The organism is Fusibacter sp. QWL-12 (assembly GCF_058683495.1).
Genome location: NZ_CM178745.1, coordinates 3,729,159 through 3,755,947, shown reverse-complemented (window position 1 = coordinate 3,755,947; position 26,789 = coordinate 3,729,159). Strand labels below are relative to the sequence as shown.

The following is a 26,789-nucleotide window of genomic DNA, read 5'->3' as shown; positions in this document are numbered from 1 at the left end:
AATGGGTGATTTATGGATGGTTTTACAAAGTTTCTAAATATCGCAGATGAGATAGATATAATGATATTTAAAAATAATAATGAGTCTCTAACTTTGTCAGTTTTTGTTTATGAAGTGACAAATGATGAGAAAATTATTGTGTCTAATCCAATTAAGGATGGCAACTACTATCCATTAGAAAAAACATACACATATTACTTTAGATTTTATATAGAGAACTCGGGCATGTACTTATTTAAGGGTGAAGTGCTTGAACGTTTAAACTATGATAACTTACCAAGTATAAAAGTGAAATTAGTTTCAGATATCAAACGCGTTCAAAGAAGAAAGTTTTTCAGAGTAAACTTGAACTCAGTTGGCAATTTTATATTTGAGCGAGAACTCGATCCTGTAGAAATTCAGAATATGCGTGAAAAACTTTTAAAGAAGTACAAAGATGAATCACAGTTTATTATTGAGGAAACCATCAATGAAAAAATTGGTTTTGAAACACTTGATATAAGTGGTGGTGGCTTAAGAGTTTATACGCATCTTCAGTTTGAACTTGGAGATTTTGTGGCAGGAGAGTTTAATATTGCCTCAAATTGGGTCAATTTTAAAGGAGAAGTAGTAAGAGTTGAGAAAAAAGATAATAAACGCTTTGAAATGGGTATTAAGTTCTTAGAATTAGATGCTGCAACTCAATCTAAAATTGTTTCTTATGTCTTTGAAGTTGAACGAAATTTAATTAAAAAGGGTTTGATATGATGAAAATAAGAGTGTTAGTAGTGGATGACTCAGCATTTATGAGAAAAGTGATATCAGATATGATTTCAAGTGATTTAGATCTTGAGGTAGTTGGGACTGCCAAAAATGGAGAAGAAGCACTTCAAATGATTGTTTCACTTCGACCTAATGTTGTAACAATGGATGTTGAAATGCCCAAAATGGACGGTCTAACCGCACTGAAACAGATAATGGAAGTCAGTCCGATGCCAGTAATAATGTTAAGCAGTTTAACCACAAATGGTGCTGTTGAAACTTTAAAGGCATTAGATTATGGAGCATTCGATTTTATTACCAAGCCAACTTCCTTAATTAAAGTATCAACACCTGAAATTAGGGATGAGCTTATTTCTAAGATTAAAATAGCAAGTCGAACCAAAATTAGTAAACCGACATTTACAGTTAGACAGCCAAGAGTAACTCAGAGTATTCAAAGAGACGAATATAGTTCACCTTCTATAATTAATCGAAAAACAAAATTTAAAAAATTAATAGCGATTGGGACTTCAACCGGTGGTCCTAGAGCCCTACAAGATGTAATTCCTCTGATACCTCGAGATATAGATGCTGGTATTCTGATCGTACAACATATGCCTCCAGGCTTTACAAAATCTCTTGCGGAACGCCTTGATGGTATGAGTCAAATACAAGTTAAGGAAGCTGAGGATGGCGATGTTATCTATGCAGGTGTTGCATACTTAGCCCCAGGAGATAGCCATATAAAAGTGACTAAACAAGCTGGACAATTTGTGATAAAATTAGATAATGGAGAACGAGTTAGTGGACATAAGCCGTCTGTTGATGCTATGATGTATTCAATAGCTGCATTAAATGATAAAAATGTAATTGGTGTTATCATGACAGGAATGGGTGCGGATGGTGCAGATGGGTTGAAACTAGTTAAAGAGCGGAGTGGTTTTGTAATTGCTCAAGATGAAGATTCTTGTGTCGTATTCGGAATGCCGAAATCTACCATTAAGCTTGGTGTCGTTGATAAGGTGGTCAGCCTTAATAATATAGCAAATGAAATAGTAAAAGCCATGGAGGTGTGATTTATATGGATATGAGTCAATATTTAGAAATATTTATCGATGAATCAAAAGAACACTTACAGACGATGAATGAAATTTTACTCGTCTTAGAAGGTGACTCTGAGAATTTATCGTACATTGGGGAAATTTTCAGGATTGCCCATACTTTGAAGGGTATGTCTGGAACAATGGGATTTACGAAAGTCGCTGATTTAACGCATAAAATGGAGAACCTTTTGGATTTTGTTCGAAATGGTGCGCTTAAAGTTGACAGTAAAATAGTAGATGTGTTGTTTGAGTGTTTTGATGCACTTGAAGAATATATTGAAAATCTTGAGAAAACTGGTAAAGAAGGCGATCTAGATTCATCTGAACTCGTAAAAAAATTAGCTCTTATCGCAGAAAATAAGAGTACAGAAGGCACAACTTCTAAGAAAAACACCTCTAAAAAAGAAGAAGTAGCAAAAGAAAAAATCACATCTGATCTTGGTGATGATTTCCATATATCACTTAATGACATCGATAGCGTTATATCTAAAGCTTTTGAACTAGGCGTTAGACCATATTTAATTAAAGTGACATTAGATCCAGGCTGTATGCTAAAAGCAGCACGTGCATTTATTGTTTTCAACACCCTTGAAAGATTTGGAGAGATTCTTAAATCATTCCCATTGGCTGAAGAAATCGAAGATGAAAAATTTGAAGAATCTTTTGAAATTTTATATTTCACCAAATTGGATGAAAATTACATTCACACAGAGCTTATGAGAATATCTGAAATTGCTGATGTAATTGTAAAACCACTTGCAGAAGTGGAGTTTGCCGTCGAAGAGAAAAAAGAAGATGTAGAAGTTAACTTAGAACAAGTTGAAGTAAAAGAAAATGAAATTAAAGCTAAGGAAGACAATCAAAACAAAGGCGACAAAGGTAAAACTTCTAAGACAGTTAGAGTTGAAATTGGTCGTTTAGATAACTTAATGAACCTTGTAAGTGAGTTAATTATCATTAAGACTCGACTTGAAGATTTAGATACAACAAATCACAAATCTCAAGAACAAGGCAATAAAAACAATATGAATGAAGCAATTGAATACCTTGAGAGAATTACAACTAGTCTTCATGATGCTGTTATGAAGGTTAGAATGGTTCCAGTTGAAAGAACATTCAATAGATTCCCACGTCTTGTAAGAGATTTATCGAAAGATTTAGGGAAAAATATTAAATTGTTTATGTCAGGTGAAGAAACTGAAGTTGACAGAACTGTAATTGATGAAATCGGCGATCCATTAATTCATTTAATTAGAAATTCATTAGATCATGGTATTGAGTCTCCAGCAGATAGACTTAAGCTTGGCAAGGACGAATCAGGCTTTGTTGCTTTAAGAGCTTATCCAGATGGAAACACAGTTGTGATCGAAGTTGAAGATGATGGTAAAGGTATAGACCCTGAAGTCATCAAACGTAAGGCAATTGAAAAGAAAATTGTTACTAGAGATGAAGCAGATGCAATGACAGATAAGGACTTGATTAATCTATTGTTTAGAGCGGGATTCAGTACTATGGATAAGGTAACGGATCTATCGGGTCGTGGTGTTGGTCTAGATGTCGTAAAATCTAAGATCGAAGCAATCAATGGTACAGTAGAAGTTATATCAAATCTTGGGCAGGGCAGTAAATTTGTTATTAGATTACCACTTACACTTGCGATTATCCAAGCGTTGATGGTTAATTTAAATGAAGAAAAATTTGCAATTCCACTTAATAACATTAAAGAAATTACGACAATTGAAACAAACAAAATTACGATGGTTCAAGATCAAGAAGTCGTTCTTTACAGAAATAAAACTTTACCAATTATTAGAATGAAAGAAGTATTAGATATCGAAGCTGGTCACGAGGAATTAGACGAGTTAATCGTAGTTATCGTTAAAAAAGGCGATGTTGAAGCAGGTCTTGTGGTAGATAGTTTAATCGGTCAACAAGAAATCGTCATCAAGTCACTTGGCAAATACCTTACTGGTATTAAAGCTATTGCAGGCGCGACTATTCTTGGTAACGGTAGCGTTGCATTGATTGTCGATCCAAACCAATTGTTCTAGTAGAGGTGATAAGATGAGTGAATTTAGAGAATTTGTAACGTTTAGACTCAATCAAGAGTACTATGGCATCAACATTCAGAATGTTGAAAATATCGAAAAAGTATTACCAATTACAAGAGTACCTTATACCCAAAACTATATTAAGGGTGTAGTCAACCTCAGAGGTATTATTGTGCCAGTTGTTGACCTAAGAGCAAGATTTGGTTTAGAACCAAAACCTGTTTCTGAAGAAACAAGAATTATAATCGTCAATTTAGATGAGAATAAAATTGGCATGTTAGTGGATTCTTCCTCGGAAGTTTTACAAATTACTGACGAAGATATTGACGCAGCACCAAATGTGAAAAAAGAGATTAACAATGAATTTATCAAGAACATTGGTAAAAAAAGCGGCCGTATAATCATGTTGATTGATTTATACAAAGTATTAAATATCGAGCACATCGAATAGGAGCCACTCATGAGTTTTCAGTTTGACAAAATGAACAACACAATTATACTTGATGTTTTACGCGAGATTGGCAATATTGGTGCTGGTAATGCTGCGACTTCTCTAGCAAAAATGATCGATAAGAAAATTGATATGAAGGTACCTATTGTAAAATTATTGGATTTTGATCAAGTTCCTGACTTGTTAGGTGGGCCAGAAAACGTCGTTTGCGGAATATTCTTTAAAATTGAAGGCGATATGACGGGTAGCATCATGTTTGTTCTCGATCAAAAATCAGCGAGCAATTTGGTTAACTTATTGATGCCTAGAGATACCGCAGAGTTTGATGAATTTACGATTTCTGCTTTAAAAGAAATCGGAAATATTCTTGCTGGCTCCTATATAGCTTCATTGTCGGGGTTAACTAATCTTAAAATTAAGATATCAATTCCAGCAATTGCTATTGATATGGCGGGCGCAATCTTAAGTGTACCTGCGATTCATTTCGGTCAGTTAAGTGATAACGTACTAATCATACAAAATGAGTTTATAGAAGTCCTTGAAGCAAAAAGTGTTGATGGCTACTTTTTCTTAATACCGGACATGGATTCGTATGAGGTTTTACTTGGGAGTCTGGGAGTGACTTTATGAGCAACGTGGTAAAAGTAGGAATGGCGGATTTAAAAGCCGTTGTATATCCCGATGCTTTAACAACACTGGGACTCGGTTCATGCGTAGGAATCTGCTTATATGACACAACTACAAAAGTGACTGGGATGGCACATATTATGTTGCCATCCAGTAAAGCTATAAGAAAGAATGAAAATCTTGCGAAGTTTGCCGATACTGCGATTGTTGAGTTGATTGCTCAAATGGAACAGCTAGGAGGACGTCGTGCGAGGTTTGTTGCGAAAATTGCAGGCGGCGCACAGATGTTCTCATTTACTTCACAAAACGACACCATGAAAATTGGTGAGCGGAATGCTGAAGCGGTGAGAGAAATTCTTAAAAATTACGGAATACCAATAAAGGCAGATGACACCGGTGGCAACTTTGGTAGAACTATAGAGTTTTTTAGTGAAAATGGGAAGCTGTTAATTAAAACAGCTGGTAAGGGAATTAAAGAACTATAAAATGAAGGTGTATAAAATGACAGAGCAACTTTGGATTAATTACAAGGAACGTAACATTCAAGAAGCTAAGGACGAACTCATCATCCATTATGTTGCTTTGGTCAAAATTATTGCAGGTCGGCTATATTCTAGTTATAATGCACATGTTGAGTTCGATGATTTACTTGGTTATGGCATTATAGGATTAATTGATGCAATAGAAAAGTTTGATCATAAAAAGCAGATTAAGTTTGAAACCTATGCAAATATACGCATTAGGGGTGCAATCATCGATCAGATCAGACATATGGATTGGATTCCAAGAAGCACGAGACAAAAGTATAAAAAAGTAGAAGAAGCAATTGCAAATGCACAAAAGAAATATGGCAATGAAATGACGGATGAACATGTTGCTCAGGAATTGGATATAACCTTAGAAGAGTATAACAAGCTGATGGGTGAGGTAACGACCTATTCTGTAGTTTCACTTGAAGAAAGGTTGGAAGACAATTCAAATTTTGATATTGCTTCTGATTCAGTAGATTTTCAACCTGAAGATAATTTTGCTAACAAAGAAGTAAAGAGATTGTTAATTAAAGCGATTGATAATTTACCTGAAAAAGAACAGAAAGTCATGCAATTATATTATTATTCTGATTTAACGTACAAAGAAATAGCTGAAATTTTAGGTATTTCAGAATCAAGAGTATCGCAGATTCACACAAAGGCGATAGCCAAATTAAAACTGACTTTGAATGATTTGTATTAGTGCATTTTGAGATGATCAATAATGCACTATATTTATTTTGGCTACTTTTTTGTAAGGTTTTAATTGTTTGAATTTTTAAATATTATTAAAATACTATTTATGGTATAATTTAATTATAAAAACATAGATTTATGCCGATACTATAAGTATACGTTGTTCGCGTAAAATAGTCTTTCAAGGGGGAAAAAATGAGCGAGGATAAAAAGAAGTTTGATATAGCCGTTAAGATTTCCGACGACTACTATAAAGCTTATCTTTCTATAGAATTTTTCTCTTCTGATGTAAAAGTAAAATCAGAAGAAGTTATTCGTTTGCTTAAAGATAAAAACGTTATTTTTGGCTTGAAATATAATATTATTGAAGCAATTTGTCAAAATGGTAAAACTGTTTTCAATGAAGTGATAGCTGAAGGTATTCCACATGAAAATGGACAAGATGCTAGTATTGAGCATTTAGTAAATAAAGAACATAAAGCCAAGCCTCAGGTTTTAGAAGATGGCCGTGTTGACTTTAAAAATATGGGCTTCGTTGAAACCGTTAAAGAGGGGGATGTTTTAGCCGTAAAGCATCCGATTACTAAAGGTAAAAATGGAACGACAGTTACAGGAAAAGTTATAAAAGCACGTGATGGCAAAGAAGCTGTATTTAAAATTGGTAAAAATGTTAGATTGTCACCAGATGGTATGAAAATCATTGCAGAAGTTGATGGCACAGTTACTTTTGATGGTGATAAAATTACAGTAATTAAACTTTTAGAGATTAAAGGTGACGTAGGCGTAGAAACTGGAAATATTGATTTTCAAGGTGAAGTGGTCGTCAATGGAAATGTAACATCTGGATATAAAATTTCATGTGAAGGTGATCTTACAGTCAATGGCGTTGTTGAAGGTGCAGAACTGATTTCACGCGGTAACATTACGATTTCACGAGGTATTCAGGGACATGATGCTGCTTTTGTAACCTGTGAAGGTCAACTGACAAGTAATTTTATTAACAGTGCAAATGTTAACTGTAAAGGAGACATTGAAACTGGTGCTATTATGAATAGTATTGTTAAGTCTGATGGCAAAATAAGTGTTAAAGGCAAGAAGGGCTTGATAGTTGGCGGTGAAATTACAAGTAAAAGCGATATTGAAGCAAATGTCGTTGGATCAGAAATGGGAATCATTACGTCGATTAAAATGGGCGTTGATGTGGAAGTCATCGAAGAACTAAAAACTTTAACAACTGAAGTTAAAGAACTAATGGAGATGCATGATAAATTAGACAAGTCTATCAAAATATTAAAATTAAAAGTTGAACAAAATCCAGAAGACGAAAGATCGATTTTTATGCTTAAGAAATACAGTGGTAACTTTCTCGATTTAGATGTACAATTATCTGAAAAGAGAATGCGTTTGAAAATGATTAATGAGTTAGTTAACAATATTAGGGGTGCACAGCTAAAGGCGAAGACCATTTATCCAGGCACAAGAGTTAAAATAGGAAGTACGAGTTATTATGTTAAATATGCTTTGTCACATACGATTATCACAAAAGATAAAGGAGATATTGTGACAATAGGCTATTAGACAAGGAGGCGCATATGTCTATACGTCCGGTAGACATGCAAGTCGTTATACACAAAACTCAAGAAATTCATCAGGCTAAGCAAACAGTCGTCAGTAAAATGGACAACGAACTTGCTAAAATTCAAGACAAATCCCGACAAGACGATATTCGAAAAACACAAACTGTTAATGAAATGGAACAGGCGGAGTTCAGACGTGTTACTGATGAAGATGAGAACGAGCATGAATCTAGACGACGTAGATATCAACAAAGTAATTCCAAAAAAGATGAAGAAATTAACGAAAAAGAGAAGGAATTAAATAAAAAAGTAAACGTAGCAGGTGGACGTTTTGATATGAGGGTATAAAAAATGTATATGGTTTCTTTTACAATTGGGCTGATAATAGTTATCAGTTCCCTTTTTTTGGTGAGAAACGAGCTCAATAGAGCAATCAAAAAACAGGAACAGATATTGGAACAATCAAAACTATATAAAGAAGGCGATCTTTTTAATTTACTTGAAGCACTGCAGGTCTCAATCGATGAAATGAATCGCGCTTTTTATGAGATTGCGGACGATTTGGAAGGTAAATACAGCATCCATGAAAAGGAAATAAATGATTTAGCACAATTGGTTAACGATATAAAGACTTTGTCTGTTGGTAAAATTGAGAAAGTGATCGCTCAAAATGCAGACTCTCAAACTGAGTCTTTGAAGGACATTCAGTCAAATCTAAGTAAGATGCAACAACAATTTGATAAAAAAAACAGGGAGCAAAATTGGAATCATAACCAAAATCAAAGCAACGATAAATACAAAATTTTTGAACCTTCTGAATGGCTGAGTGATGATGAAGAGAACAGCTCTGATATGGTTGAAGGGACTATTGCTAGATCCATTAAGGCCAATGATAAAGCAATTGATCAAACACAGACTTTCGATAGCAATGAGTTGGAAACAATCGATAAAATTATTCTTTTAAGAAGTCAGGGGAAATCACTTACTCAGGTAGCGAAAGAACTTGGCATCGGTATGGGAGAAATACAGCTCCTCTTATCGCTTAAAAAATAAGTAATATAGGCGCATTTGTTATTGTGCTTTATATATCACTGTGGTATAATATCCAAGGTAATTATTAAATCACACTCGCTTCAATTTTAAAGGTGTTGCTATCTAGTCCCTTTGAAAGATGAAAAGCGAGGAGGGAAAAAAACAAGGAGGAACTCACATGTCAGTAATTTCAATGAAAGAATTACTAGAAGCTGGTGTACACTTTGGACACCAAACAAGAAGATGGAACCCTAAAATGGCTGAATACATCTTCACAGAAAGAAATGGTATCTATATCATCGACCTTCAAAAAACTGTAGGTAAAGTTGAAGATGCATACTCTTTCATCAAAAGCATCGTTGAAGAAAACGGTACTATTTTATTTGTAGGTACTAAGAAACAAGCTCAAGAAGCGATCGAGCAAGAAGCTAGAAGAGCTGGTATGTACTTCGTTAACCAAAGATGGTTAGGCGGTATGTTAACAAACTACAAAACAATCAAGAAAAGAATTGATCTTTTATTCAAACTTGAAAAAATGGAAATCGACGGTACTTTCGAAGCACTTCCTAAAAAAGAAGTTATCAAACTTAGAGCTGATAAAGAAAAATTAGAAAAATTCTTAGGCGGTATCAAAGACATGCACAAATTACCAAGTGCTATGTTCGTTGTTGACCCTAAAAAAGAAAGAATTGCAATTAAAGAAGCTAAAGTTCTTGGTATCCCAGTTGTTGCTATCGTAGATACAAACTGTGATCCAGATGAAGTTGATTATGTAATTCCTGGTAATGACGATGCTATCCGTGCAGTTAAATTAATCGCTGGTAAAATGGCAGATGCAATCATCGAAGCTAAACAAGGTGAGCAATTAACTGATTCTGAAGCTGTAGCAACTGAAGAAGCTGCTGAGTAATAATACTACTGAGAGGCAAGAGTCTGGCTCTTGCCTTTTTTTAAGGTCATAAATCTCTATTTAGTTAAGACAATTATTTTGGACGTGTCCAGAATGTAAAATAATGTAGAAAAGTACATGAGGAGGAACCTATGGAAATTACTGCTTCAATGGTAAAAGAATTAAGAGAAACAACTGGCGCTGGTATGATGGATTGTAAAAAAGCGCTTGTTGAAACGAATGGAAATATTGAAGAAGCTGTGAAATACTTAAGAGAAAAAGGTATTGCTAAAGCTGCTAAGAAAATGGATCGTATCGCATCTGAAGGTATTATTTCTTCATATATTCACGGTGGAAGAATTGGTGTTATCGTAGAGATTAACAGTGAAACTGACTTCGTTGCTAAAAATGCTGATTTCCAAGATTTTGGTAGAGACGTTGCAATGCAAGTAGCTGCTGCAAATCCTTTATATGTTAGAGTAGAAGACGTACCAGCAGATGCAATTGAAAAAGAAAAAGAAATCCTTAGAAACCAAGCGCTTAACGAAGGCAAACCAGCTCAAATCGTTGATAAAATGGTTGAAGGTAGAATTGCTAAATACTACAAAGAAGTTTGTTTACTTGAGCAACCTTTCATCAAAGATCCAGACAAAACTATTGGTGAGTTATTAAAAGAAAAAATCGCTATCATCGGTGAAAATCTTTCAATCAGAAGATTTGCTCGTTTCGAAGTTGGTGAAGGTTTAGAGAAAAAACAAGAAAACTTTGCAGAAGAAGTTGCTAAAACGCTTCAAGGTTAATTAAACTAGTTAAATCAAAGAGAACACATTGTTGTGTTCTCTTTTTTAAAGAATAGGATTTATATGTAAGTTCAACAGATTCTTATACCAAAAGTACAAAGAATTCTATTAATTAAAAAATATTTGAATGGCATTATAAATTGCTGTAGAATAGAAGGGAACGGAGGTATGTTCAGTGGAATTTAAGTATAAGAGGGTTATACTGAAGCTTAGTGGTGAGGTTCTCGCCGGACAAAAGGGATTTGGTATAGATGATCAAGTTATATCAAATGTTGCAACCTATATTAAGAAAATGGCTGATGCAGGAATTGAAGTTGGCGTTGTTATAGGTGCAGGAAACTTTTGGAGAGGCCGTAGCTCTAAAAATATGGAACGTACTACGGCAGACTATATGGGGATGATGGGTACGGTTATGAACTCCCTAGCAATGGCTGATGCTTTAAAGTACTTAAAAGTAAAATCAAGAGTCATCAGTGCAATATCGATGACACAACTTGCTGAGAACTATAATAGAGAAAATGCGGTTAGCTATTTGAGTTCGGGTGAAGTAGTGATCTTTGCAGCTGGCACGGGTAGTCCGTTTTTCTCAACGGATACTACGGCAGCATTAAGAGCAGCTGAGATGGATGCTGAACTCATCTTATTAGCAAAACGCATTGATGGTGTTTATGATAGTGACCCAATGATTAATCCAAATGCTGTGAAATATAGTTCACTTTCTTATAGCGAAATTTTAAACAAAAAATTAGCAGTTATGGACTTTTCGGCTATTACACTTTGTATGGATAATCAAATTCCAATCCAAGTCTTCGATTTAAATCAACCAGAAAATATAATGAAGGCATGTGCCGGTGAAAACGTCGGAACATTAGTTTTCGGCGAATAATAAATTTTAGGAGGAAATAATGAGAAATCATGTTCATGAAACGTTAAGCGAAAAAATGGAGAAAACTTTAAGTGTACTTAAAGAGGAATTAAATCACATTCGCGCTGGACGTGCGAATCCTCTAATTCTTGATAAGGTTAAAGTGGATTATTATGGCTCTGAAACTCCAATCAAGCAATTGGCAAGTATTTCTGTTCCAGAACCAAGAATTCTTCAAATTCAACCTTATGACACCTCAATTTTAAGAGAAATTGAAAAAGCGATTCAAATAGCAGATTTGGGAATTAACCCAAGTAATGATGGTAAAATGATTCGCCTTGTTATTCCGATGTTAACAGAGGAGAGACGTAAAGATCTTCAAAAGAACGTAAAAAAATTGGGTGAAGATGCAAAAGTCGCTTTAAGAAATGAGAGACGGGATGCAATTGATCATCTTAAAAAAATGGAAAAAGCGAAAGAAATTACTGAAGACGATTTAACTTCAGCTGAAAAAGAAGTGCAGAAAATGGTTGATGACATAGTCACAAAAATTGATCAAGCGGTAACAAAAAAAGCTGAAGAAATTATGGAAGTATAATTCGAGTATTAATGCCCTCCACCTAGGAGGGCTTATATAATTATTAAGTAGTGTAAGACCACAATTATCTTAGTAAGTTAATGAGGTGCAAAATGCTTTTCAAAAAGCGATCGCAAGAAATTGATTTTAATAATTTGCCAAAGCACATTGCGTTTATCATGGATGGTAATGGTAGATGGGCAAAAAAAAGAGGCATGCCTAGATTAGTAGGTCACAATGCGGGTACTGAGACACTAAAACGCATCGTTAAAGAAAGTAAAAAAATTGGAATTGGCTATATCACTTTTTACGCTTTTTCGACAGAAAACTGGAAAAGACCTTCTGATGAAGTGAATGGATTGATGAATATTTTGGTAAAGTATATTCAATCTGAAATTAAAGAAATTCATTCTAACGATATTAAAGTCAATATTTTAGGCGATATCAACAGACTACCTGAATATGCAAAACAACAAGTTGAGTATGCACTTGATTTAACTAAGGACAATCATTCAATGCAATTTAATATTGCACTTAATTATGGTTCAAGAGATGAGATGATCATGGCCATTAAAAAAATTGCAGAAAATTGCGTTTCAGGAGATCTTAACATTAATGATATCGACGAGGAGATGGTATCCTCTTATTTGTATACAGCTGGTATGCCTGATCCAGATCTTTTAATAAGAACAAGTGGTGAGTTTAGATTAAGTAATTTCCTTTTATGGCAAGTTGCATACACCGAATTTAAATTCGAAACTATTTATTGGCCAGACTTCAATGAATTAGCATTACAAAAAGCAATTATAGAATATCAAAATCGCAATCGACGATATGGCGCGATATAAGGAGCAATCATGTTAGTTAGAACATTATCTGCATTAGTAGCATTACCGATATTGATAGCTGTCTTAATTTTAGGTGGAAAGCTTTTATATGCTGCAGTATTGATTATTAGTTTAATTGGACTGTATGAATTTTATAAAGCATTTTCAAGAGACTATAAACCCTCTAAAATAATTGGTTATATAGCAACGATTGCACTCTACATTAATCTTTACTTTACTAGTTCGTTGAATGCATTAGGACTAATTATTGCATCGTTAATTTTTGTATCACTCTCTTTTGTAGTGTTTGGTAAACAATCTATTGGAGATGCAATGACAACCATTTTGGGTTTTTTGTATGTCCCATATATGTTGTCTCATCTGATTTTAATTTCAGATTTTAACAATGCGTTTTTCGTTTGGTTTCCTTTTATAATTGCATTTTCAACAGATACCTTTGCTTACTTAACTGGTAAGCTCTTAGGTAAAACGAAATTAATTCCATCTGTAAGCCCTAATAAGACGGTTGAAGGTTCATTGGGTGGTGTTATTGCGTGTCTTATATTGAGTTATTTCTATGCGAGAACCTTTATGCCTGAGTTTCAGTTTTATGCGATATTTTTAGGCCTTTTAGGAAGCGTATTATCACAAATTGGCGATTTGATAGCTTCAAAAATGAAGCGAATATTTGACATTAAGGATTTTGGAAAAATAATGCCTGGACACGGTGGCGTACTGGATCGTTTTGACAGTTTAATTATCGTGTTACCACTTGTGTATTATTTTATGGTATTATTTAATTATATAAATCAAATATAGAAAATTATGAGCATAGAAATATGCTCGTTTTTATATGGAGAAAACATGAGCATAAATCATTATACTAAAAAGAAAATTACCATACTTGGATCTACGGGTTCTATAGGAACTCAAGCTCTAGACATTATCTCAGAAAGTGATCGATATGAAATCTATGCACTTAGTTGTAACAATCGAATTGAACCATTAATTGAGCAAGCTAGACGGTTTAATCCCGAAGTGGTTGTTGTTTTTGATGAATCAAAATACCTATCGCTTAAAAGCGCATTAAAAGACACTTCAATAAAGGTGTTGACTGGTATGTCAGGATTGCTTGAAATTGCAACGTCTGATTCTGTAGATATTTTAATCACTTCGGTTGTAGGTAATATTGGCCTAGAGCCAACTGTTGCAGCGATAAAAAAAGGCAAAACCATAGCACTTGCAAATAAAGAAACACTTGTAACTGCAGGTGAAATTATTATGCCATTAGCAAAAGAGCACGGTAGTGTTATTTTACCGGTTGATTCGGAACATAGTGCTATTTTTCAGTGCTTGAATGGTGAATCCCATCGCGCAATTGATAAGATCTTATTAACGGCATCTGGAGGCGCATTTAGAAATTTTACTAAAGATGAAATTAGAAATAAAAAAGCGGTGGAGGCATTGAAACACCCAAACTGGTCTATGGGAAGAAAAATTACCATCGACTCAGCAACATTGATGAATAAAGGGTTAGAGTTTATTGAGGCTAAATGGCTTTTTGATGTGTCGATTGATCAAATTCAAGTCGTTGTACATCCACAAAGTATCATTCATTCAATGGTTCAATTTAAAGATCATGCGATCATGGCTCAATTAGGAGTGCCAGATATGAGGGTGCCAATTATCTATGCTTTGGATTATCCCGACAGATATCCTAATACAGTAGAACCACTGGATTTTACGAAGTTATCCGCTCTAACCTTTGACCAACCGGATTATGAACGATTCCCATGTTTGGAAATTGCGATCAATTCTCTTAAAGTTGGCGGTATTATGCCTACGGTTATGAACGCAGCAAATGAAATACTGGTACAAGCGTATCTTGATGACAAAATTGGATTCTATGATATATCTGATTTTATTAATCATACGATGACAAAATTTAAGAATGTATTATCTCCAACATTGGATGATATTTTTATGGCAGATCAAGAAGCTAGGAAAATTGTAAAAGCCTTATATAAGTAATTTGCTATAAAGTGAGACAGAAAGAAAGGATGTAGTTTATGTTGACAGCAATTAGCTTTATTTTTGTATTTGGAATGATTGTTTTTGCTCATGAACTTGGACATTTTACTACCGCGAAATTAAGTGGTGTTAAGGTTTTAGAGTTCGCTTTAGGAATGGGCCCGAGTATTTTGAAAAAACAAGGTAAGGAAACTTTATATTCTCTAAGACTCTTTCCAATTGGTGGTTATGTCAAAATGGAAGGTGAAGATGAGGCATCAGAGGATCCGAGAAGCTTTTCAAGCAAAAAGCCATTACCGAGATTAATCATATTGGCAGCAGGCGCAATAATGAACTTTATATTAGCGTATGTGTTATTGGTTATTATTATGTTTGGCATGGGAGCGCCATCAAACTCTATCGGTGCAATCATCGAAGGATATCCTGCCGAGGCTTCTGGTCTTCAAGCAGATGACAAAATTATATCTATCAATAATTCTGAAATTAAAAATTGGGACCAAGTGATCGATAGTATTAACGGCAGTGATGGTCAAACTTTGTCTATTGTTATCTTAAGAGACGGACAGGAAATGACTTTTGACATCGTACCACAAGCACGTGAAGGTGGCGGTTATCAAGTTGGCATACAAACAAAGTTTGTTAAACAAATTGATCAAGCCTTTATCAATGCAGGTAAACAATTCGGAACGTTCTTTACGGATATATTTAAGTTCTTCGGTCAGTTAGGTAGTGGTAAAGTTGAAGGAGAGGTTGTTGGACCAGTAGGATTGGTTAGTATCATTGGTGAAGCCTCAAAAACAGGACTTATGAACTTACTTTTCTTAGCGGCATACATCTCAATCAACTTGGGAATCGTTAACTTGTTACCGTTTCCAGCACTTGATGGTGGTAGAATTATATTTGTTTTAATTGAGTTGATTAAAGGTAAGCCAATTAATAGAGAAAAAGAAGGTTATGTTCATTTGGTTGGCTTTGCAATTTTAATGGCATTGATGGTATTCTTAGTGTTTAAGGATATACAAAGATTGTAGGTTGAGATGAGAGAAAAAGTTGTAAAAATAGGGAACCGATACATTGGTGGTGGTTTTCCGATTGCCATTCAATCTATGTGCAATACAAAAACAGAAAATGTAAAAGAAACAGTTTCTCAGATTCATCGTTTGCAGGAAGCTGGTTGTGAAATTGTTAGAGTAGCTGTACCGAATATGCTTGCTGCTGAAGCGATCAAGCAGATTAAAGCGCAAATTGACATTCCTTTGGTTGCTGATATTCATTTTGATTATCGTTTGGCATTAAAGGCCATGGAAAATGGTATTGATAAAATCAGACTCAATCCAGGTAACATCGGTAGTATTGACAGAGTAAAAGAAGTCGTTGAAATGGCAAAATTTAAGGGTGTCCCAATAAGAATCGGAGTAAATGGTGGTTCGCTTGATAAAGCGATTTATCAGAAATACGGTGGTGTAACTGCTCAGGCACTTGTAGAAAGTGCACTTGGTCATGTTGAAATCTTAGATGGGTTAAATTTTAATGACATTGTGATTTCACTCAAAGCTTCTGATATTAAACTGACCGTGGACTCTTATAGATTGCTCAGTCAAAAAGTTGACTATCCATTACATCTAGGTATTACAGAAGCTGGGACCAATTATACAGGGACTATCAAATCTGCAATTGGCATCGGTATATTGCTTTTTGATGGTATTGGAAGCACTATTCGTGTTTCACTTACTGACGACCCTGTAGAGGAAGTTAAGGCAGCTAAAAAGATTTTAGAAGTAATGGATCTGCGCAATTTTGGTGTGAAGTTAATTTCATGCCCAACCTGTGGTAGAACTGAGGTTGATTTGGTTAGAATTGCGAAACAACTAGAGGAAAAAGTAAGTCATATAGACAAACCTATTACTTTAGCCGTTATGGGATGTGCAGTTAACGGTCCGGGAGAAGCTAAGGAAGCCGATCTTGGTATCGCAGGTGGTAAAAATGAGTTTTTGTTGTTTAAAAAGGGCATTGTTATAAAAAAACTTAAAGAAGAAGAAGTCATTGAGGCAGTGCTTAAAGAAATCGATAGCTTATAAACGAAAGGTGATTAAATGGAAAAAATGCCCTTTAATCAGTTGATTCTTGAATCATTGGGAATTAACGACGTAGAAATTAAAAAAATTGAATACCGTAAAAATGAGTCCTTGCTCAACATAAAAATGGCTTATCATCCAGAAATAAAAACGGATCATATTCTTAAACTTGAGAAAAAACTCAAATCTCATTTGAGTTTTGTTGAAACGTTTTGTATTGAGTGTGGCGATTTAATCGCAAATAATTTTGCAAGTGTTAAGGATGATTCTCCTAGTGCACCAGTTGTGGAGAAAATTCAGGCAAGTTCAAAAATCGATGCTTCAATTAATCATCATGATTCTGTTGTGACAAATGAGGATCAGATTCAAAATAGTGAAGTAACTATAGCAAATGAAGCTAGAGAAAATTGGGATAATATCTTACTCGTAATTAAGAGAAAAAATCCAGCAGTTGCAAGTATTTTGAGAAGATCAAAAATTAATTTTGATCACAATCGGATTCATATAGTCTTTGAAGACAAAGGTCTAGAGAATACATTTCACAATTATAAAACCGATGAAATGATTCATATGATTTGCGAGCAAAACTTGAAAAAGACATATGAAATAACAACTGAATCTGTAAAAAATGAGCTTGAAGGCTTAGTGGAATTTGAACGTCAGCAAGAAGAAGCTGCAGCTTCAATCGTTGCATCAACTACTGGAGGATTTAGCGACGAAGAGATCAAGAAAAGTGCATCTCAAGCAGCGAATTCGGCACCAGCTAACAAGCAATCTACATTTAAAAGAGATCCTGAAAAAGCAGTTAAATCTAATGCACCTGAAGTGATCTATAGAAACAAAATAAGACGATCTATTTCAAAAATAATTGATATAACTCAAGAAGAAGAGACTTATGCCATCGAAGGTGAACTTGTCAACTTTGAATCAAGAGAGCTACGTGGTGGTAAAGTACTACTGAAGCTATTTCTATCTGATATGTCAAATGCAGTTGCATGTAAAGCGTTTTTAAAACCAAGTGAATTTGATGCGCTTTTGCCTGAACTAAAAAAAGGCAATTGGTATATAGTGGAAGGTGTTAATCGTTACGATCAGTTTGATAAAGAGTCTGTCTTATTATTTTCATCCATCAATAAAGGAAAAGAGATTGTTCCTAGAGTCGATATGGCGAAAAGAAAGCGTGCGGAGCTTCATCTTCACACCAATATGAGTGAGATGGATGGTATGACTCCGGTTAAAAAACTTATTCAAACGGCAATCGATTGGGGACATCCAGCGATTGCAATTACTGACCATGGTGTGTTACAAGCCTTTCCAGATGCTGCTCAGGTTGCAGGAGATAAAATCAAAGTACTTTATGGGGTTGAAGGTTATCTGATCAATGACGAAGCAAATATGATTGATCATGCAACTGACTATAGATTAAACGAAACTTATGTTGTTTTCGATATCGAAACAACTGGCTTTTCATATCATGGAGATACAATTATCGAAATTGGTGCAGTTAAAGTTGTTGAAGGTGTTGTAACTGAGCAATTTAGTCAGTTAATTAATCCTAATCGTCCAATTCCCTCAAACATTGTTGAGTTAACTGGGATTTCAGAGGCAATGGTATCTGAGATGCCTACTTTAGAAGAAGTACTGCCTAAATTTATGGCCTTTGTTGATGGCGCGCCAGTTGTTGCACACAACGCAACCTTTGATTGTTCTTTCATTCGACATTATTGTAAGCTATACAATATACCATTTACATCGCTGATATTAGATACCTTGACTTTAAGTCGACTTCTTTTGACTAGCATAAAGAAACATAATTTGAAAGCAATCACAAAGCATTTGAAGATTGCCTTAAACGATCATCATCGTGCGGTAGCCGATGCAGAGGCAACAGCTCGCGTCTTTATTCATTTTATCAATATGTTGAGCGAGCTTGAAGTTCACACACTCATTGAGCTAAATAAATATGCGATGTTGAATTATGATTATAGCCAACTTGAAATGAATCATGTCATTATCATGGCTCAAACGCAGGCGGGTTTGAGAAATCTTTATGAAATCGTATCACATTCTAATCTTAATACTTATTATAGAAAGCCAAGGGTTCCAAAATCTCTTTTACGTAGCAAAAGAGAAGGCTTATTAATTGGTAGTGCCTGTGAGGCAGGGGAAGTCTTTAAAGCAATGATGAATAACTTGCCTGAAGATAAAGTGCTTGAAATTGCAAATTTTTATGATTATCTAGAAATTCAACCTATTGATAATAATGCTTTCATGCTTGAAAATGGAAAGATTAAATCGGTTGAAGAACTTAGAAATCTCAATCGAAGAGTTCTAAGAATGGGCGATGCGTTAGGGAAACCAGTCGTGGCTACTTGCGATGTTCATTTTTTGAATCCTGAAGATGAGGTCTTTAGAAGAATCCTTATGGCAGGTAATGGTTATAGTGACGCTGATAATCAAGCACCACTTTATTTCAGGACGACTGAAGAGATGCTTGAAGAGTTTGCTTATTTAGGGGATCGAGCGGAAGAAGTTGTAATAGATAATCCACTTAAAGTCGCAGATATGTGCGAATGGGTTAGGCCGGTACCTAAAGGCACTTTTCCACCGTCTATCGAGGGTGCTGATGAAGAGTTTAGAACTATGTGTATGGCAAAAGCTGAGCGGATTTATGGCAATCCATTACCTGAGATAGTTGAAAAAAGAATTCTAAGAGAGCTTAATTCCATCATAGGCAATGGTTATGCGGTTATGTATATCATCGCTCAAAAGTTGGTTACAAAATCTCTTGAAGATGGTTTCCTCGTTGGATCAAGGGGCTCTGTTGGTTCTTCATTTGCTGCAACTATGAGCGATATTACTGAAGTTAATCCATTGCCACCACACTATATTTGTAAGAGTTGTAAGCATTCAGAATTCTTTACAGATGGCGTATATGGCGCTGGTGTCGATATGCCAGACAAAGATTGTCCTGTTTGCGGAGAGCGATATTTTAAAGATGGCTTTGATATTCCATTTGAAACCTTCTTGGGCTTTGATGGCGATAAAGAGCCGGATATCGACTTAAACTTTGCTGGTATTTATCAAGCAAACGCGCATAAATATTGTGAAGTTCTGTTTGGTAAAGGAAAGACTTTTAAAGCTGGAACGATAGGAACCATAGCGGATAAAACCGCCTATGGCTATGTTAAAAAATACTTTGAAGAACGTGAAATTGATATACATCGATATGAAATCGAACGTTTAGCACAGGGCTTGACGGGCGTAAAAAGAACTTCTGGACAGCATCCTGGCGGTATTATGGTAGTGCCAGCCGATCGTGATATTCATGAGTTTTGTCCGATTCAATATCCTGCAAATGATACATCTTCTGATGTAATAACCACTCACTTTGATTACCATTCTATTAGTGGGCGATTATTAAAACTTGATATCCTTGGACACGACGTTCCGACGATCATCAAATATCTTGAGCAATTAACAGGTGTTAATGTTTTTGATATTCCACTTGGTGATCCGGATACGATGAGAATTTTTACTTCAGCAGAAACTTTGAAGATTAAAGATCCCTCTTATTCTCTGGACATTGGGAGTCTAGGTATCCCAGAGTTTGGTACAAAGTTCGTTAGACAAATGCTAAGAGATACAAACCCTGAAACATTTTCTGACTTAGTACGTATTTCTGGTCTATCACATGGTACTGATGTTTGGGTAAACAATGCACAGGATTTGGTTAGAAATAATACGGTTACTATCAAAGAAGTAATCGCAACTCGTGATGATATTATGAACTACTTGATTCAGATGAAACTTGAGCCGCTTACATCATTCAAAATCATGGAAAATGTAAGAAAAGGTAAAGGCTTAAAAGAAGATGAAATTAAAGTTATGAAAGAAAATGATGTTCCAGATTGGTACATCAATTCATGTCAAACGATTCAGTATATGTTTCCAAAGGCTCATGCGGTTGCGTATGTTATGATGTCTGTTAGAATTGCATATTTTAAGGTGCATTATCCGCTCGCATTCTATGCAACTTATTTTTCTACAAAGGTAGATGACTTTGATGCTGATTTGATTTGTAAAGGTGTTGAGGTAATTCGCGCTAAAATGAAAGAATTAGATGCACTAGAAAAGCCGACAAAGAAGGAACAAGATTTACAGGGGATACTCGAAATCGCTGATGAAATGTACAGTAGGGGCTTTAATTTCTTAAAGGTCGACCTTATGAAATCGGATGCATTACAGTTTAAGATTGAAGACGGTAAGATATTACCACCGTTCCTTGCATTACAAGGTGTTGGTGAGTCAGCAGCTCTTAGCATTGTCAAAACAAGAGAAGAGCAAGATGAGTTTATGTCAATTGAGGACTTCCAAAGATTGACAAAAGTATCTAAGACGGTAATTGAAACTTTAAAACAGCATGGTTGTTTTGAAGATATGCCTGAAGACAATCAATTATCACTATTCTCATTTGCATAACAGGGCTGGATATGTTATAATAATCAAGTAAATAGTAGTTGACAGCAAGAGTGGGATTTCCCACTCTTTGTTATTGATATGGGCTTTATGCGATTAATCACTATCGCTGAATATAGACTACATAGAATTGAAAGTAGGTGCGTAAAATGAAAAAAAGAAGAGTTGTAGATGTCGTCGAAGAAATTCTGACCCCGTTTGTAGCGACAAATAATATGGAAATCGTTGATATTGAGTTTGTTAAGGAAGGTCCTTACAGATATTTAAGAGTTACCATTGATAAAGAAGAACCAGTAACTTTAGATGATTGTCAAATGGTGAGTCAGTTTTTAAATTCAAAATTGGATGCACTTGATCCTATTGAAGAACAGTATTTCCTTGAGATTTCCTCTCCTGGCGTTGAGCGTGTTCTTAAAAAGGAAAAAGAATTTGAAAAATTTGTTGGTAGAGAAGTTCAACTCAAGTTATTTCAAGCTTTTGAAGGACAAAAGGTCTTAAACGGTAAGTTGGTTGGCCTAATTGACGATCATATTGTGATCGAGCATGAAAAAATGGGTAAAATCGAGATACCAAAAAGCAAAGTATCATTAACGAAAATTGTCGTTGAATTTGAATAGGAGGGATAACCGGTGAAAACAGAATTATTGCTTGCTTTAGAGCAACTTGAGAAGGAAAAAGGATTAGCAATTGATATGCTATTTGATGTCATAGAAGATGCAGTTGTCAAAGCTTATAAAAATAACTTTAGTGCTTCGCACAATGTTGAAGTTGAAATCAATCGTGAAAATGGTGAATTCAACGTTTATTCTGTAAGAATTGTAGCTGATGAAGTCATTGATGACATTACACAAATTTCTCTTGAAGATGCCAAAAAAATCGATCCAAATTTTGAAAATGGCGATGTTGTTAAAGAGAAAGTAACGCCAAAAGATTTTGGAAGAATTGCTGCTCAATCTGCTAAGCAAGTAGTTGTTCAAAAAATACGTGAAGCTGAAAGAGGTGTAATTTACGATGAGTATTCAAGTAGAGAGAGCGAAATCGTAAATGGTGTCATCCACAGAGTTTCTAAAGGTATCGTATACATTAGCTTAGGAAGAACTGAAGCAATTATGCAACCAAACGAGCAAATTCCTAACGAAGCATATATTCAGGGTGAAAGAATTAAGACGGTTATTACTGAGGTTAAAAACTCAACTAAAGGCCCACAAATATATGTTTCGAGAACACACCCAGCTTTAGTTAAACGTCTTTTTGAACTAGAAGTTCCAGAAATTTTTGATGGTGAAGTAGAAATTAAAGGCATATCTAGAGAACCGGGTTCTAGAACTAAAATTGCAGTATATGCACCAAATCCTGATCTTGATCCTGTTGGATCTTGTGTAGGACAAAAGGGACATCGTGTTCAAAACATCGTCGATGAATTACAAGGTGAGAAAATTGATGTTATCGAATGGAATGAAAATCCAGCTATTCTTATTTCAAACGCATTAAGCCCTGCGAAGGTTATGAGAGTAGAGGTTGATGAAGATGACAATTCAGCTTTAGTAGTCGTTCCAGATTACCAGTTATCGCTTGCAATTGGTAAAGAAGGTCAAAATGCAAGATTAGCTGCTAAATTAACAGGTTGGAAAATCGATATCAAAAATGAAACTCAATACAAAGCTTACTTGAAAGAAATTGGCGAGTATGAAGAAGTATATGGAGATGAAGAATAAATATGAAAAAGATACCCATGAGAAAATGTATCGCTTGTGGTGCGCAAAAGCCAAAGAAAGAATTGATCAGGGTTGTTAAAAATAATGAGAACGAAGTATCTGTCGATTTTACAGGAAAAGCTAATGGAAGAGGCGCTTATATCTGTAATGACAAAGCTTGCTTTGATCTTGCTATTAAGAAGAATGCTTTCAATCGCGCACTAGAAACAAAGATTGAAGATGAGGTGTTCGAAAAGCTTAAGGAAAGGTTAAGTGAACATGAGTAATGTTTTATCACTTTTAGGATTCGCAAGGAAAGCTGGGCAGTTAGTACCAGGCGAGACACTTTGCGAACAGGGAATAAAACGCAAAAAAATTTCATTACTGATTATTGCTACTGATTTAAATGAATCGACAAAAAGCAAGATAATCACGTTGTGTGAATCCGAAGGTGTCGCTTATAGAGTTATCTCAGACAAAACAACTTTATCAAATGCAATTGGTAAAGACAATTATGGATTGTTCGGTGTAACAAACAAAAAATTCTCACGAGCTTTAATTGAAAAAATTGACGCTCTATAAACCGGAGGTGAAGCAATGTCAAAGACCAGAATCCATGAACTCGCAAAAGAGTTGAATATTGCAAACAAAGATCTGATCGACAAAGCTCATGAAATGGGTTTAGATGTTAAAAACCATATGAGTACTTTGGAAGATCAAGAAATTAGTAAGTTAAAAGGGAGATTTATGAAGAGTGCTTCTGTAGACAAGACAGAATCTGTTAAAAACACACAGGAAAAACCACAAGCTTCAGCTGAGAACAAGTCACAAGATCAAGCTAAGCCAGAAAAACATCATAAAATTATTTACGATAGAACAAAAGAAATTCGTGAAGAAGAAAATCGCCGTCAAAATAAGAGCTATGACAATAGAAATAACGATAATAGAAGTGGCGATAATCGTAGCAACGATAACAGAAGCGGTGATAACCGTAATTATGACAATCGCAATAGAAACAACAACTATAACAATAATAGAAATACAACTGGTAGCGGAAACTACAATAATAACACTGGCGAAAGAAAGCCATATAACAATAACAACAGAAATTATGAAAATCGCGATAATACAAACCGTACTAATAATGATAATCAAAGAAATAATTATCAAAAACCTTATAATCGCGACGAAAACAAAGATGGTGAGAGACCTCAGTACAATAGAGACAATCAAAAACCATACAATCGCGATAATAATGGTGAAAGACCTCAGTACAACAGAGACAACCAAAGACCATATAATCGTGATAACAATGGTGAGAGACCTCAGTACAACAGAGACAACCAAAGACCTTACAATCGTGAGAATAATGGTGAAAGACCGCAATATAACAGAGATGGTCAAAGACCTCCTTATAATAAAGATGGTCAAAAACCACCTTATAACAAAGACTATAGAGATAGAAAACCACGTGATAACGATGGCACTGGTAATAATAGACCTTATGAAAAAAGGCCTTATGATCCTAATCGCCCAAATGATGGTTCAAGACCAAACTATGAAAATAGAGGTGGCTATAATAAACCAAGAACAGGCGCTGATGGGAAACCATATGATCCAAACCGTTCACAAGGTGGTTATAATAAACCAAAATCTTATGGTGGTGGTTTTAACAAGGATAAAGACTATACACCAGGACAAGGTAGAAAAACGGATAATACAAAACCTACTTTTGCTGAAACTGAAATTGCAGAAAAAACACCAAAGAAAAGAAAGCCAAAGAAAGATAAAATTGTTGTTACCTTTGATACAGATAAATTAGAATCAAAATCAAAGAAAACTAAAAAATTATTAAAAGAAGAACTTAGTGTTACGGATACAGATAACAGAAGACAATTCGACTTTGGTAAGAAGAAAAAACAAAAAGGTGTAATTTACAAAGAAAAGTCTGAGAAAGAAAGAACAACAAAAATCAATGAGCAATTGACTCAAGATATTGTTTATGTTCCTGAAGAGATGACAGTAAAGCAATTTGCTGAAATCATCAATAAACCTTCAACTGATGTGATTATGAAGTTAATGGCATTGGGTAAAATGGCAACTTTAAATCAGTTACTAGATTTTGCATCTGCTGAAGCGCTTGCAATTGATTACGGTATCGTTATTGAGCAAGAAGTAATCGAAGAAGAAAATCAATTTGAAATCTTTGATTTAGATACGCCAGACGAAGCGACAGATCTTGTTAAAAGAGCACCTGTTGTTACCGTTATGGGACACGTTGACCACGGTAAAACTTCATTACTTGATGCGATTAGAAATACAGGTGTTGCTAGTGGTGAAGCAGGTGGTATCACGCAACATATCGGTGCTTCTGAGATCGTTCACAGAGGTGAAAAAATTGTATTTTTAGATACCCCAGGTCATGAAGCGTTTACGTCACTACGTGCACGTGGTGCTAAGGTAACAGACGTTGCGATTTTAGTTGTTGCTGCTGATGATGGTGTAATGCCGCAGACGATAGAAGCGATTGACCATAGTAAAGCTGCTAATGTTCCTATTATCGTTGCAATCAACAAAATGGATAAACCGGGAGCTAACCCTGATAGAGTTAAACAAGAACTTTCTGAAAGAGGCGTCGTAATTGAAGAGTGGGGCGGAGATGTCATCGCTGTTCCAGTTTCAGCTAAAACAGGCGAAGGTCTTGATACTCTGTTAGAAATGGTACTTTTAGTTTCTGAGGTATTAGAGTTAAAAGCGAATCCGAAACGTGCTGGTGTGGGTACGGTTATTGAAGCTAAAGTGGTTAAAGGCAGAGGTACGGTTGCGTCTATCATTGTTGAAAATGGTACGATGAGTGTTGGTGACATGATAGTCGCTGGGACGACTTCTGGTAGAATCAAGGCGATGTATAATGATAAAGGTAAGAAAGTTAAACAAGTTGGTCCATCTTCAGCTATAGAAATAGATGGTTTAAGTGAAATTCCACAAGCAGGTGAAAAAATCTATGTAACACCAGATGAAAAAACTGCAAGAACAATTGCGGATCGCCATGCGTTAGCATTCAGAGAAAAAACACTTAATAAAAATAAAGGTGTTACTCTTGAAGATTTATTCTCGAGAATTAAAGATGGTGGTATAAAAGATTTAAATATCATCATAAAAGCGGATGTTCACGGTTCAGTTGAGGCGATTAAGCAATCGTTGTTGAAATTATCTAATGATGAAGTTAGAGTGAACATTATTAGAGCTGATGTTGGTGCGATTTCAGAATCAGATGTTATTCTTGCTTCTGCATCGAGCGCAATCATTATTGGCTTTAACGTAAGACCTTCTGCAATTGTTTCAACAACTGCTGATAACGAAGGCGTTGATATTAGAACTTACCAAATTATTTATAACGCGATTAACGATGTTGAGACTGCTATGAAGGGTATGCTCGACCCACTTTACAAAGAAGTAATTCTTGGTAGAATTCAAGTTAGAGCAACATTCAAAATTCCTTCAGGTGTTATTGCCGGTGGTTATGTAACTTCGGGTAAAGTAACTAGAAACGCTCAAGTTCGAGTTATTAGAGAAGGTATCGTTATAAACGAAGGTAAAATCAGTTCGTTAAAACGCTTTAAAGACGACGTCAAAGAAGTTGCACAAGGCTATGAATGTGGTATCGGTATTGAGAAATTCAATGACTTAAAAGAACTTGACGAAATCGAAGCATTCATCATGGAAGAAGTTAAAAGATAACTT

Annotated in this window: 25 protein-coding genes; all 25 read left to right on the top strand. The window is 35.2% G+C overall.

Going from position 1 to position 26,789, the window contains the following annotated elements:
• Positions 1-12: 12 nt before the first annotated feature.
• On the top strand, positions 13-747 hold the full coding sequence (locus AC4PID_RS17925; protein WP_492133359.1) for a flagellar brake protein: 735 nt from the start codon (positions 13-15) through the stop codon (positions 745-747).
• Positions 744-1,817, top strand: coding sequence for a protein-glutamate methylesterase/protein-glutamine glutaminase (locus tag AC4PID_RS17920; RefSeq protein ID WP_492133358.1), 1,074 nt, complete (start codon positions 744-746; stop codon positions 1,815-1,817). Before AC4PID_RS17925 ends, AC4PID_RS17920 begins: the two co-directional genes overlap by 4 nt.
• A 5-nt stretch (positions 1,818-1,822) precedes the next feature.
• Positions 1,823-3,895 carry a chemotaxis protein CheW gene (locus AC4PID_RS17915; protein WP_492133357.1) on the top strand — a complete coding sequence of 691 codons (2,073 nt, stop codon included), beginning with the start codon at positions 1,823-1,825 and terminating at the stop codon, positions 3,893-3,895.
• A 13-nt stretch (positions 3,896-3,908) separates the two neighbouring features.
• On the top strand, positions 3,909-4,346 hold the full coding sequence (locus AC4PID_RS17910; RefSeq protein WP_492133356.1) for a chemotaxis protein CheW: 438 nt from the start codon (positions 3,909-3,911) through the stop codon (positions 4,344-4,346).
• 9 nt (positions 4,347-4,355) lie between these two features.
• Positions 4,356-4,976, top strand: a complete 621-nt coding sequence (locus tag AC4PID_RS17905; protein ID WP_492133355.1) for a chemotaxis protein CheC — start codon at positions 4,356-4,358, stop codon at positions 4,974-4,976.
• Positions 4,973-5,458 (top strand): chemotaxis protein CheD, encoded by a 486-nt coding sequence (locus AC4PID_RS17900; RefSeq protein ID WP_492133354.1) that lies wholly within the window; start codon positions 4,973-4,975, stop codon positions 5,456-5,458. The genes AC4PID_RS17905 and AC4PID_RS17900 overlap by 4 nt, the downstream gene beginning before the upstream one ends.
• 1 nt (position 5,459) lies before the next feature.
• Positions 5,460-6,206: a FliA/WhiG family RNA polymerase sigma factor gene (locus AC4PID_RS17895; RefSeq protein ID WP_492133353.1), complete on the top strand. Its 747-nt coding sequence runs from the start codon at positions 5,460-5,462 to the stop codon at positions 6,204-6,206.
• 188 nt (positions 6,207-6,394) lie between these two features.
• A complete protein-coding gene (locus tag AC4PID_RS17890; RefSeq protein WP_492133352.1) occupies positions 6,395-7,777 on the top strand; it encodes a flagellar assembly protein A in 1,383 nt (460 codons plus the stop codon).
• A gap of 14 nt (positions 7,778-7,791) precedes the next feature.
• On the top strand, positions 7,792-8,124 hold the full coding sequence (locus tag AC4PID_RS17885) for a hypothetical protein (RefSeq protein WP_492133351.1): 333 nt from the start codon (positions 7,792-7,794) through the stop codon (positions 8,122-8,124).
• A 60-nt stretch (positions 8,125-8,184) separates the two neighbouring features.
• Positions 8,185-8,829: a hypothetical protein gene (locus tag AC4PID_RS17880; protein WP_492133350.1), complete on the top strand. Its 645-nt coding sequence runs from the start codon at positions 8,185-8,187 to the stop codon at positions 8,827-8,829.
• Positions 8,830-8,986: 157 nt separating this feature from the next.
• Positions 8,987-9,718 (top strand): 30S ribosomal protein S2, encoded by a 732-nt coding sequence (gene rpsB, locus AC4PID_RS17875; protein ID WP_492133349.1) that lies wholly within the window; start codon positions 8,987-8,989, stop codon positions 9,716-9,718.
• A gap of 131 nt (positions 9,719-9,849) precedes the next feature.
• Positions 9,850-10,497 carry a translation elongation factor Ts gene (tsf, locus tag AC4PID_RS17870; RefSeq protein WP_492133348.1) on the top strand — a complete coding sequence of 216 codons (648 nt, stop codon included), beginning with the start codon at positions 9,850-9,852 and terminating at the stop codon, positions 10,495-10,497.
• Positions 10,498-10,672: 175 nt separating this feature from the next.
• The gene (gene pyrH, locus AC4PID_RS17865) at positions 10,673-11,383 is read left to right on the top strand and encodes a UMP kinase (protein ID WP_492133347.1); all 711 of its coding nucleotides are present in this window, start codon (positions 10,673-10,675) and stop codon (positions 11,381-11,383) included.
• Between the two features lie 19 nt (positions 11,384-11,402).
• Entirely contained in the window at positions 11,403-11,960 is a 558-nt protein-coding gene (gene frr, locus AC4PID_RS17860) for a ribosome recycling factor (protein ID WP_492133346.1), read from the top strand.
• A 92-nt stretch (positions 11,961-12,052) separates the two neighbouring features.
• Positions 12,053-12,787, top strand: coding sequence for an undecaprenyl pyrophosphate synthase (gene uppS, locus AC4PID_RS17855; protein ID WP_492133345.1), 735 nt, complete (start codon positions 12,053-12,055; stop codon positions 12,785-12,787).
• A 9-nt stretch (positions 12,788-12,796) separates the two neighbouring features.
• Positions 12,797-13,585, top strand: coding sequence for a phosphatidate cytidylyltransferase (locus AC4PID_RS17850; protein ID WP_492133344.1), 789 nt, complete (start codon positions 12,797-12,799; stop codon positions 13,583-13,585).
• Positions 13,586-13,630: 45 nt separating this feature from the next.
• A complete protein-coding gene (locus AC4PID_RS17845) occupies positions 13,631-14,797 on the top strand; it encodes a 1-deoxy-D-xylulose-5-phosphate reductoisomerase (protein ID WP_492133343.1) in 1,167 nt (388 codons plus the stop codon).
• A gap of 38 nt (positions 14,798-14,835) precedes the next feature.
• Positions 14,836-15,828, top strand: a complete 993-nt coding sequence (gene rseP / locus AC4PID_RS17840) for an RIP metalloprotease RseP (protein WP_492133342.1) — start codon at positions 14,836-14,838, stop codon at positions 15,826-15,828.
• Between the two features lie 6 nt (positions 15,829-15,834).
• Positions 15,835-16,875, top strand: coding sequence for a flavodoxin-dependent (E)-4-hydroxy-3-methylbut-2-enyl-diphosphate synthase (gene ispG, locus AC4PID_RS17835; protein WP_492133341.1), 1,041 nt, complete (start codon positions 15,835-15,837; stop codon positions 16,873-16,875).
• Positions 16,876-16,890: 15 nt separating this feature from the next.
• Complete coding sequence (locus AC4PID_RS17830; RefSeq protein WP_492133340.1) at positions 16,891-21,354, top strand: PolC-type DNA polymerase III; 4,464 nt, start codon at positions 16,891-16,893, stop codon at positions 21,352-21,354.
• Positions 21,355-21,500: 146 nt separating this feature from the next.
• Positions 21,501-21,968 (top strand): ribosome maturation factor RimP, encoded by a 468-nt coding sequence (gene rimP / locus AC4PID_RS17825; protein WP_492133339.1) that lies wholly within the window; start codon positions 21,501-21,503, stop codon positions 21,966-21,968.
• A 12-nt stretch (positions 21,969-21,980) separates the two neighbouring features.
• Entirely contained in the window at positions 21,981-23,066 is a 1,086-nt protein-coding gene (gene nusA / locus AC4PID_RS17820) for a transcription termination factor NusA (protein WP_492133338.1), read from the top strand.
• Positions 23,063-23,332 carry an RNase P modulator RnpM gene (rnpM, locus tag AC4PID_RS17815; protein ID WP_492135400.1) on the top strand — a complete coding sequence of 90 codons (270 nt, stop codon included), beginning with the start codon at positions 23,063-23,065 and terminating at the stop codon, positions 23,330-23,332. The genes nusA and rnpM overlap by 4 nt, the downstream gene beginning before the upstream one ends.
• Positions 23,325-23,627, top strand: coding sequence for a L7Ae/L30e/S12e/Gadd45 family ribosomal protein (locus AC4PID_RS17810; RefSeq protein ID WP_492133337.1), 303 nt, complete (start codon positions 23,325-23,327; stop codon positions 23,625-23,627). Before rnpM ends, AC4PID_RS17810 begins: the two co-directional genes overlap by 8 nt.
• A gap of 15 nt (positions 23,628-23,642) precedes the next feature.
• On the top strand, positions 23,643-26,786 hold the full coding sequence (infB, locus tag AC4PID_RS17805; RefSeq protein ID WP_492133336.1) for a translation initiation factor IF-2: 3,144 nt from the start codon (positions 23,643-23,645) through the stop codon (positions 26,784-26,786).
• Positions 26,787-26,789 lie beyond the last annotated feature (3 nt).

Coding starts and splice junctions, on each gene's coding strand:
- AC4PID_RS17925 (WP_492133359.1), top strand. CDS start 13: ATGGATGGTTTTACAAAGTTTCTAAATATCGCAGATGAGATAGATATA.
- AC4PID_RS17920 (WP_492133358.1), top strand. CDS start 744: ATGATGAAAATAAGAGTGTTAGTAGTGGATGACTCAGCATTTATGAGA.
- AC4PID_RS17915 (WP_492133357.1), top strand. CDS start 1,823: ATGGATATGAGTCAATATTTAGAAATATTTATCGATGAATCAAAAGAA.
- AC4PID_RS17910 (WP_492133356.1), top strand. CDS start 3,909: ATGAGTGAATTTAGAGAATTTGTAACGTTTAGACTCAATCAAGAGTAC.
- AC4PID_RS17905 (WP_492133355.1), top strand. CDS start 4,356: ATGAGTTTTCAGTTTGACAAAATGAACAACACAATTATACTTGATGTT.
- AC4PID_RS17900 (WP_492133354.1), top strand. CDS start 4,973: ATGAGCAACGTGGTAAAAGTAGGAATGGCGGATTTAAAAGCCGTTGTA.
- AC4PID_RS17895 (WP_492133353.1), top strand. CDS start 5,460: ATGAAGGTGTATAAAATGACAGAGCAACTTTGGATTAATTACAAGGAA.
- AC4PID_RS17890 (WP_492133352.1), top strand. CDS start 6,395: ATGAGCGAGGATAAAAAGAAGTTTGATATAGCCGTTAAGATTTCCGAC.
- AC4PID_RS17885 (WP_492133351.1), top strand. CDS start 7,792: ATGTCTATACGTCCGGTAGACATGCAAGTCGTTATACACAAAACTCAA.
- rpsB (WP_492133349.1), top strand. CDS start 8,987: ATGTCAGTAATTTCAATGAAAGAATTACTAGAAGCTGGTGTACACTTT.
- tsf (WP_492133348.1), top strand. CDS start 9,850: ATGGAAATTACTGCTTCAATGGTAAAAGAATTAAGAGAAACAACTGGC.
- frr (WP_492133346.1), top strand. CDS start 11,403: ATGAGAAATCATGTTCATGAAACGTTAAGCGAAAAAATGGAGAAAACT.
- uppS (WP_492133345.1), top strand. CDS start 12,053: ATGCTTTTCAAAAAGCGATCGCAAGAAATTGATTTTAATAATTTGCCA.
- AC4PID_RS17850 (WP_492133344.1), top strand. CDS start 12,797: ATGTTAGTTAGAACATTATCTGCATTAGTAGCATTACCGATATTGATA.
- AC4PID_RS17845 (WP_492133343.1), top strand. CDS start 13,631: ATGAGCATAAATCATTATACTAAAAAGAAAATTACCATACTTGGATCT.
- rseP (WP_492133342.1), top strand. CDS start 14,836: ATGTTGACAGCAATTAGCTTTATTTTTGTATTTGGAATGATTGTTTTT.
- ispG (WP_492133341.1), top strand. CDS start 15,835: ATGAGAGAAAAAGTTGTAAAAATAGGGAACCGATACATTGGTGGTGGT.
- AC4PID_RS17830 (WP_492133340.1), top strand. CDS start 16,891: ATGGAAAAAATGCCCTTTAATCAGTTGATTCTTGAATCATTGGGAATT.
- rimP (WP_492133339.1), top strand. CDS start 21,501: ATGAAAAAAAGAAGAGTTGTAGATGTCGTCGAAGAAATTCTGACCCCG.
- AC4PID_RS17810 (WP_492133337.1), top strand. CDS start 23,325: ATGAGTAATGTTTTATCACTTTTAGGATTCGCAAGGAAAGCTGGGCAG.
- infB (WP_492133336.1), top strand. CDS start 23,643: ATGTCAAAGACCAGAATCCATGAACTCGCAAAAGAGTTGAATATTGCA.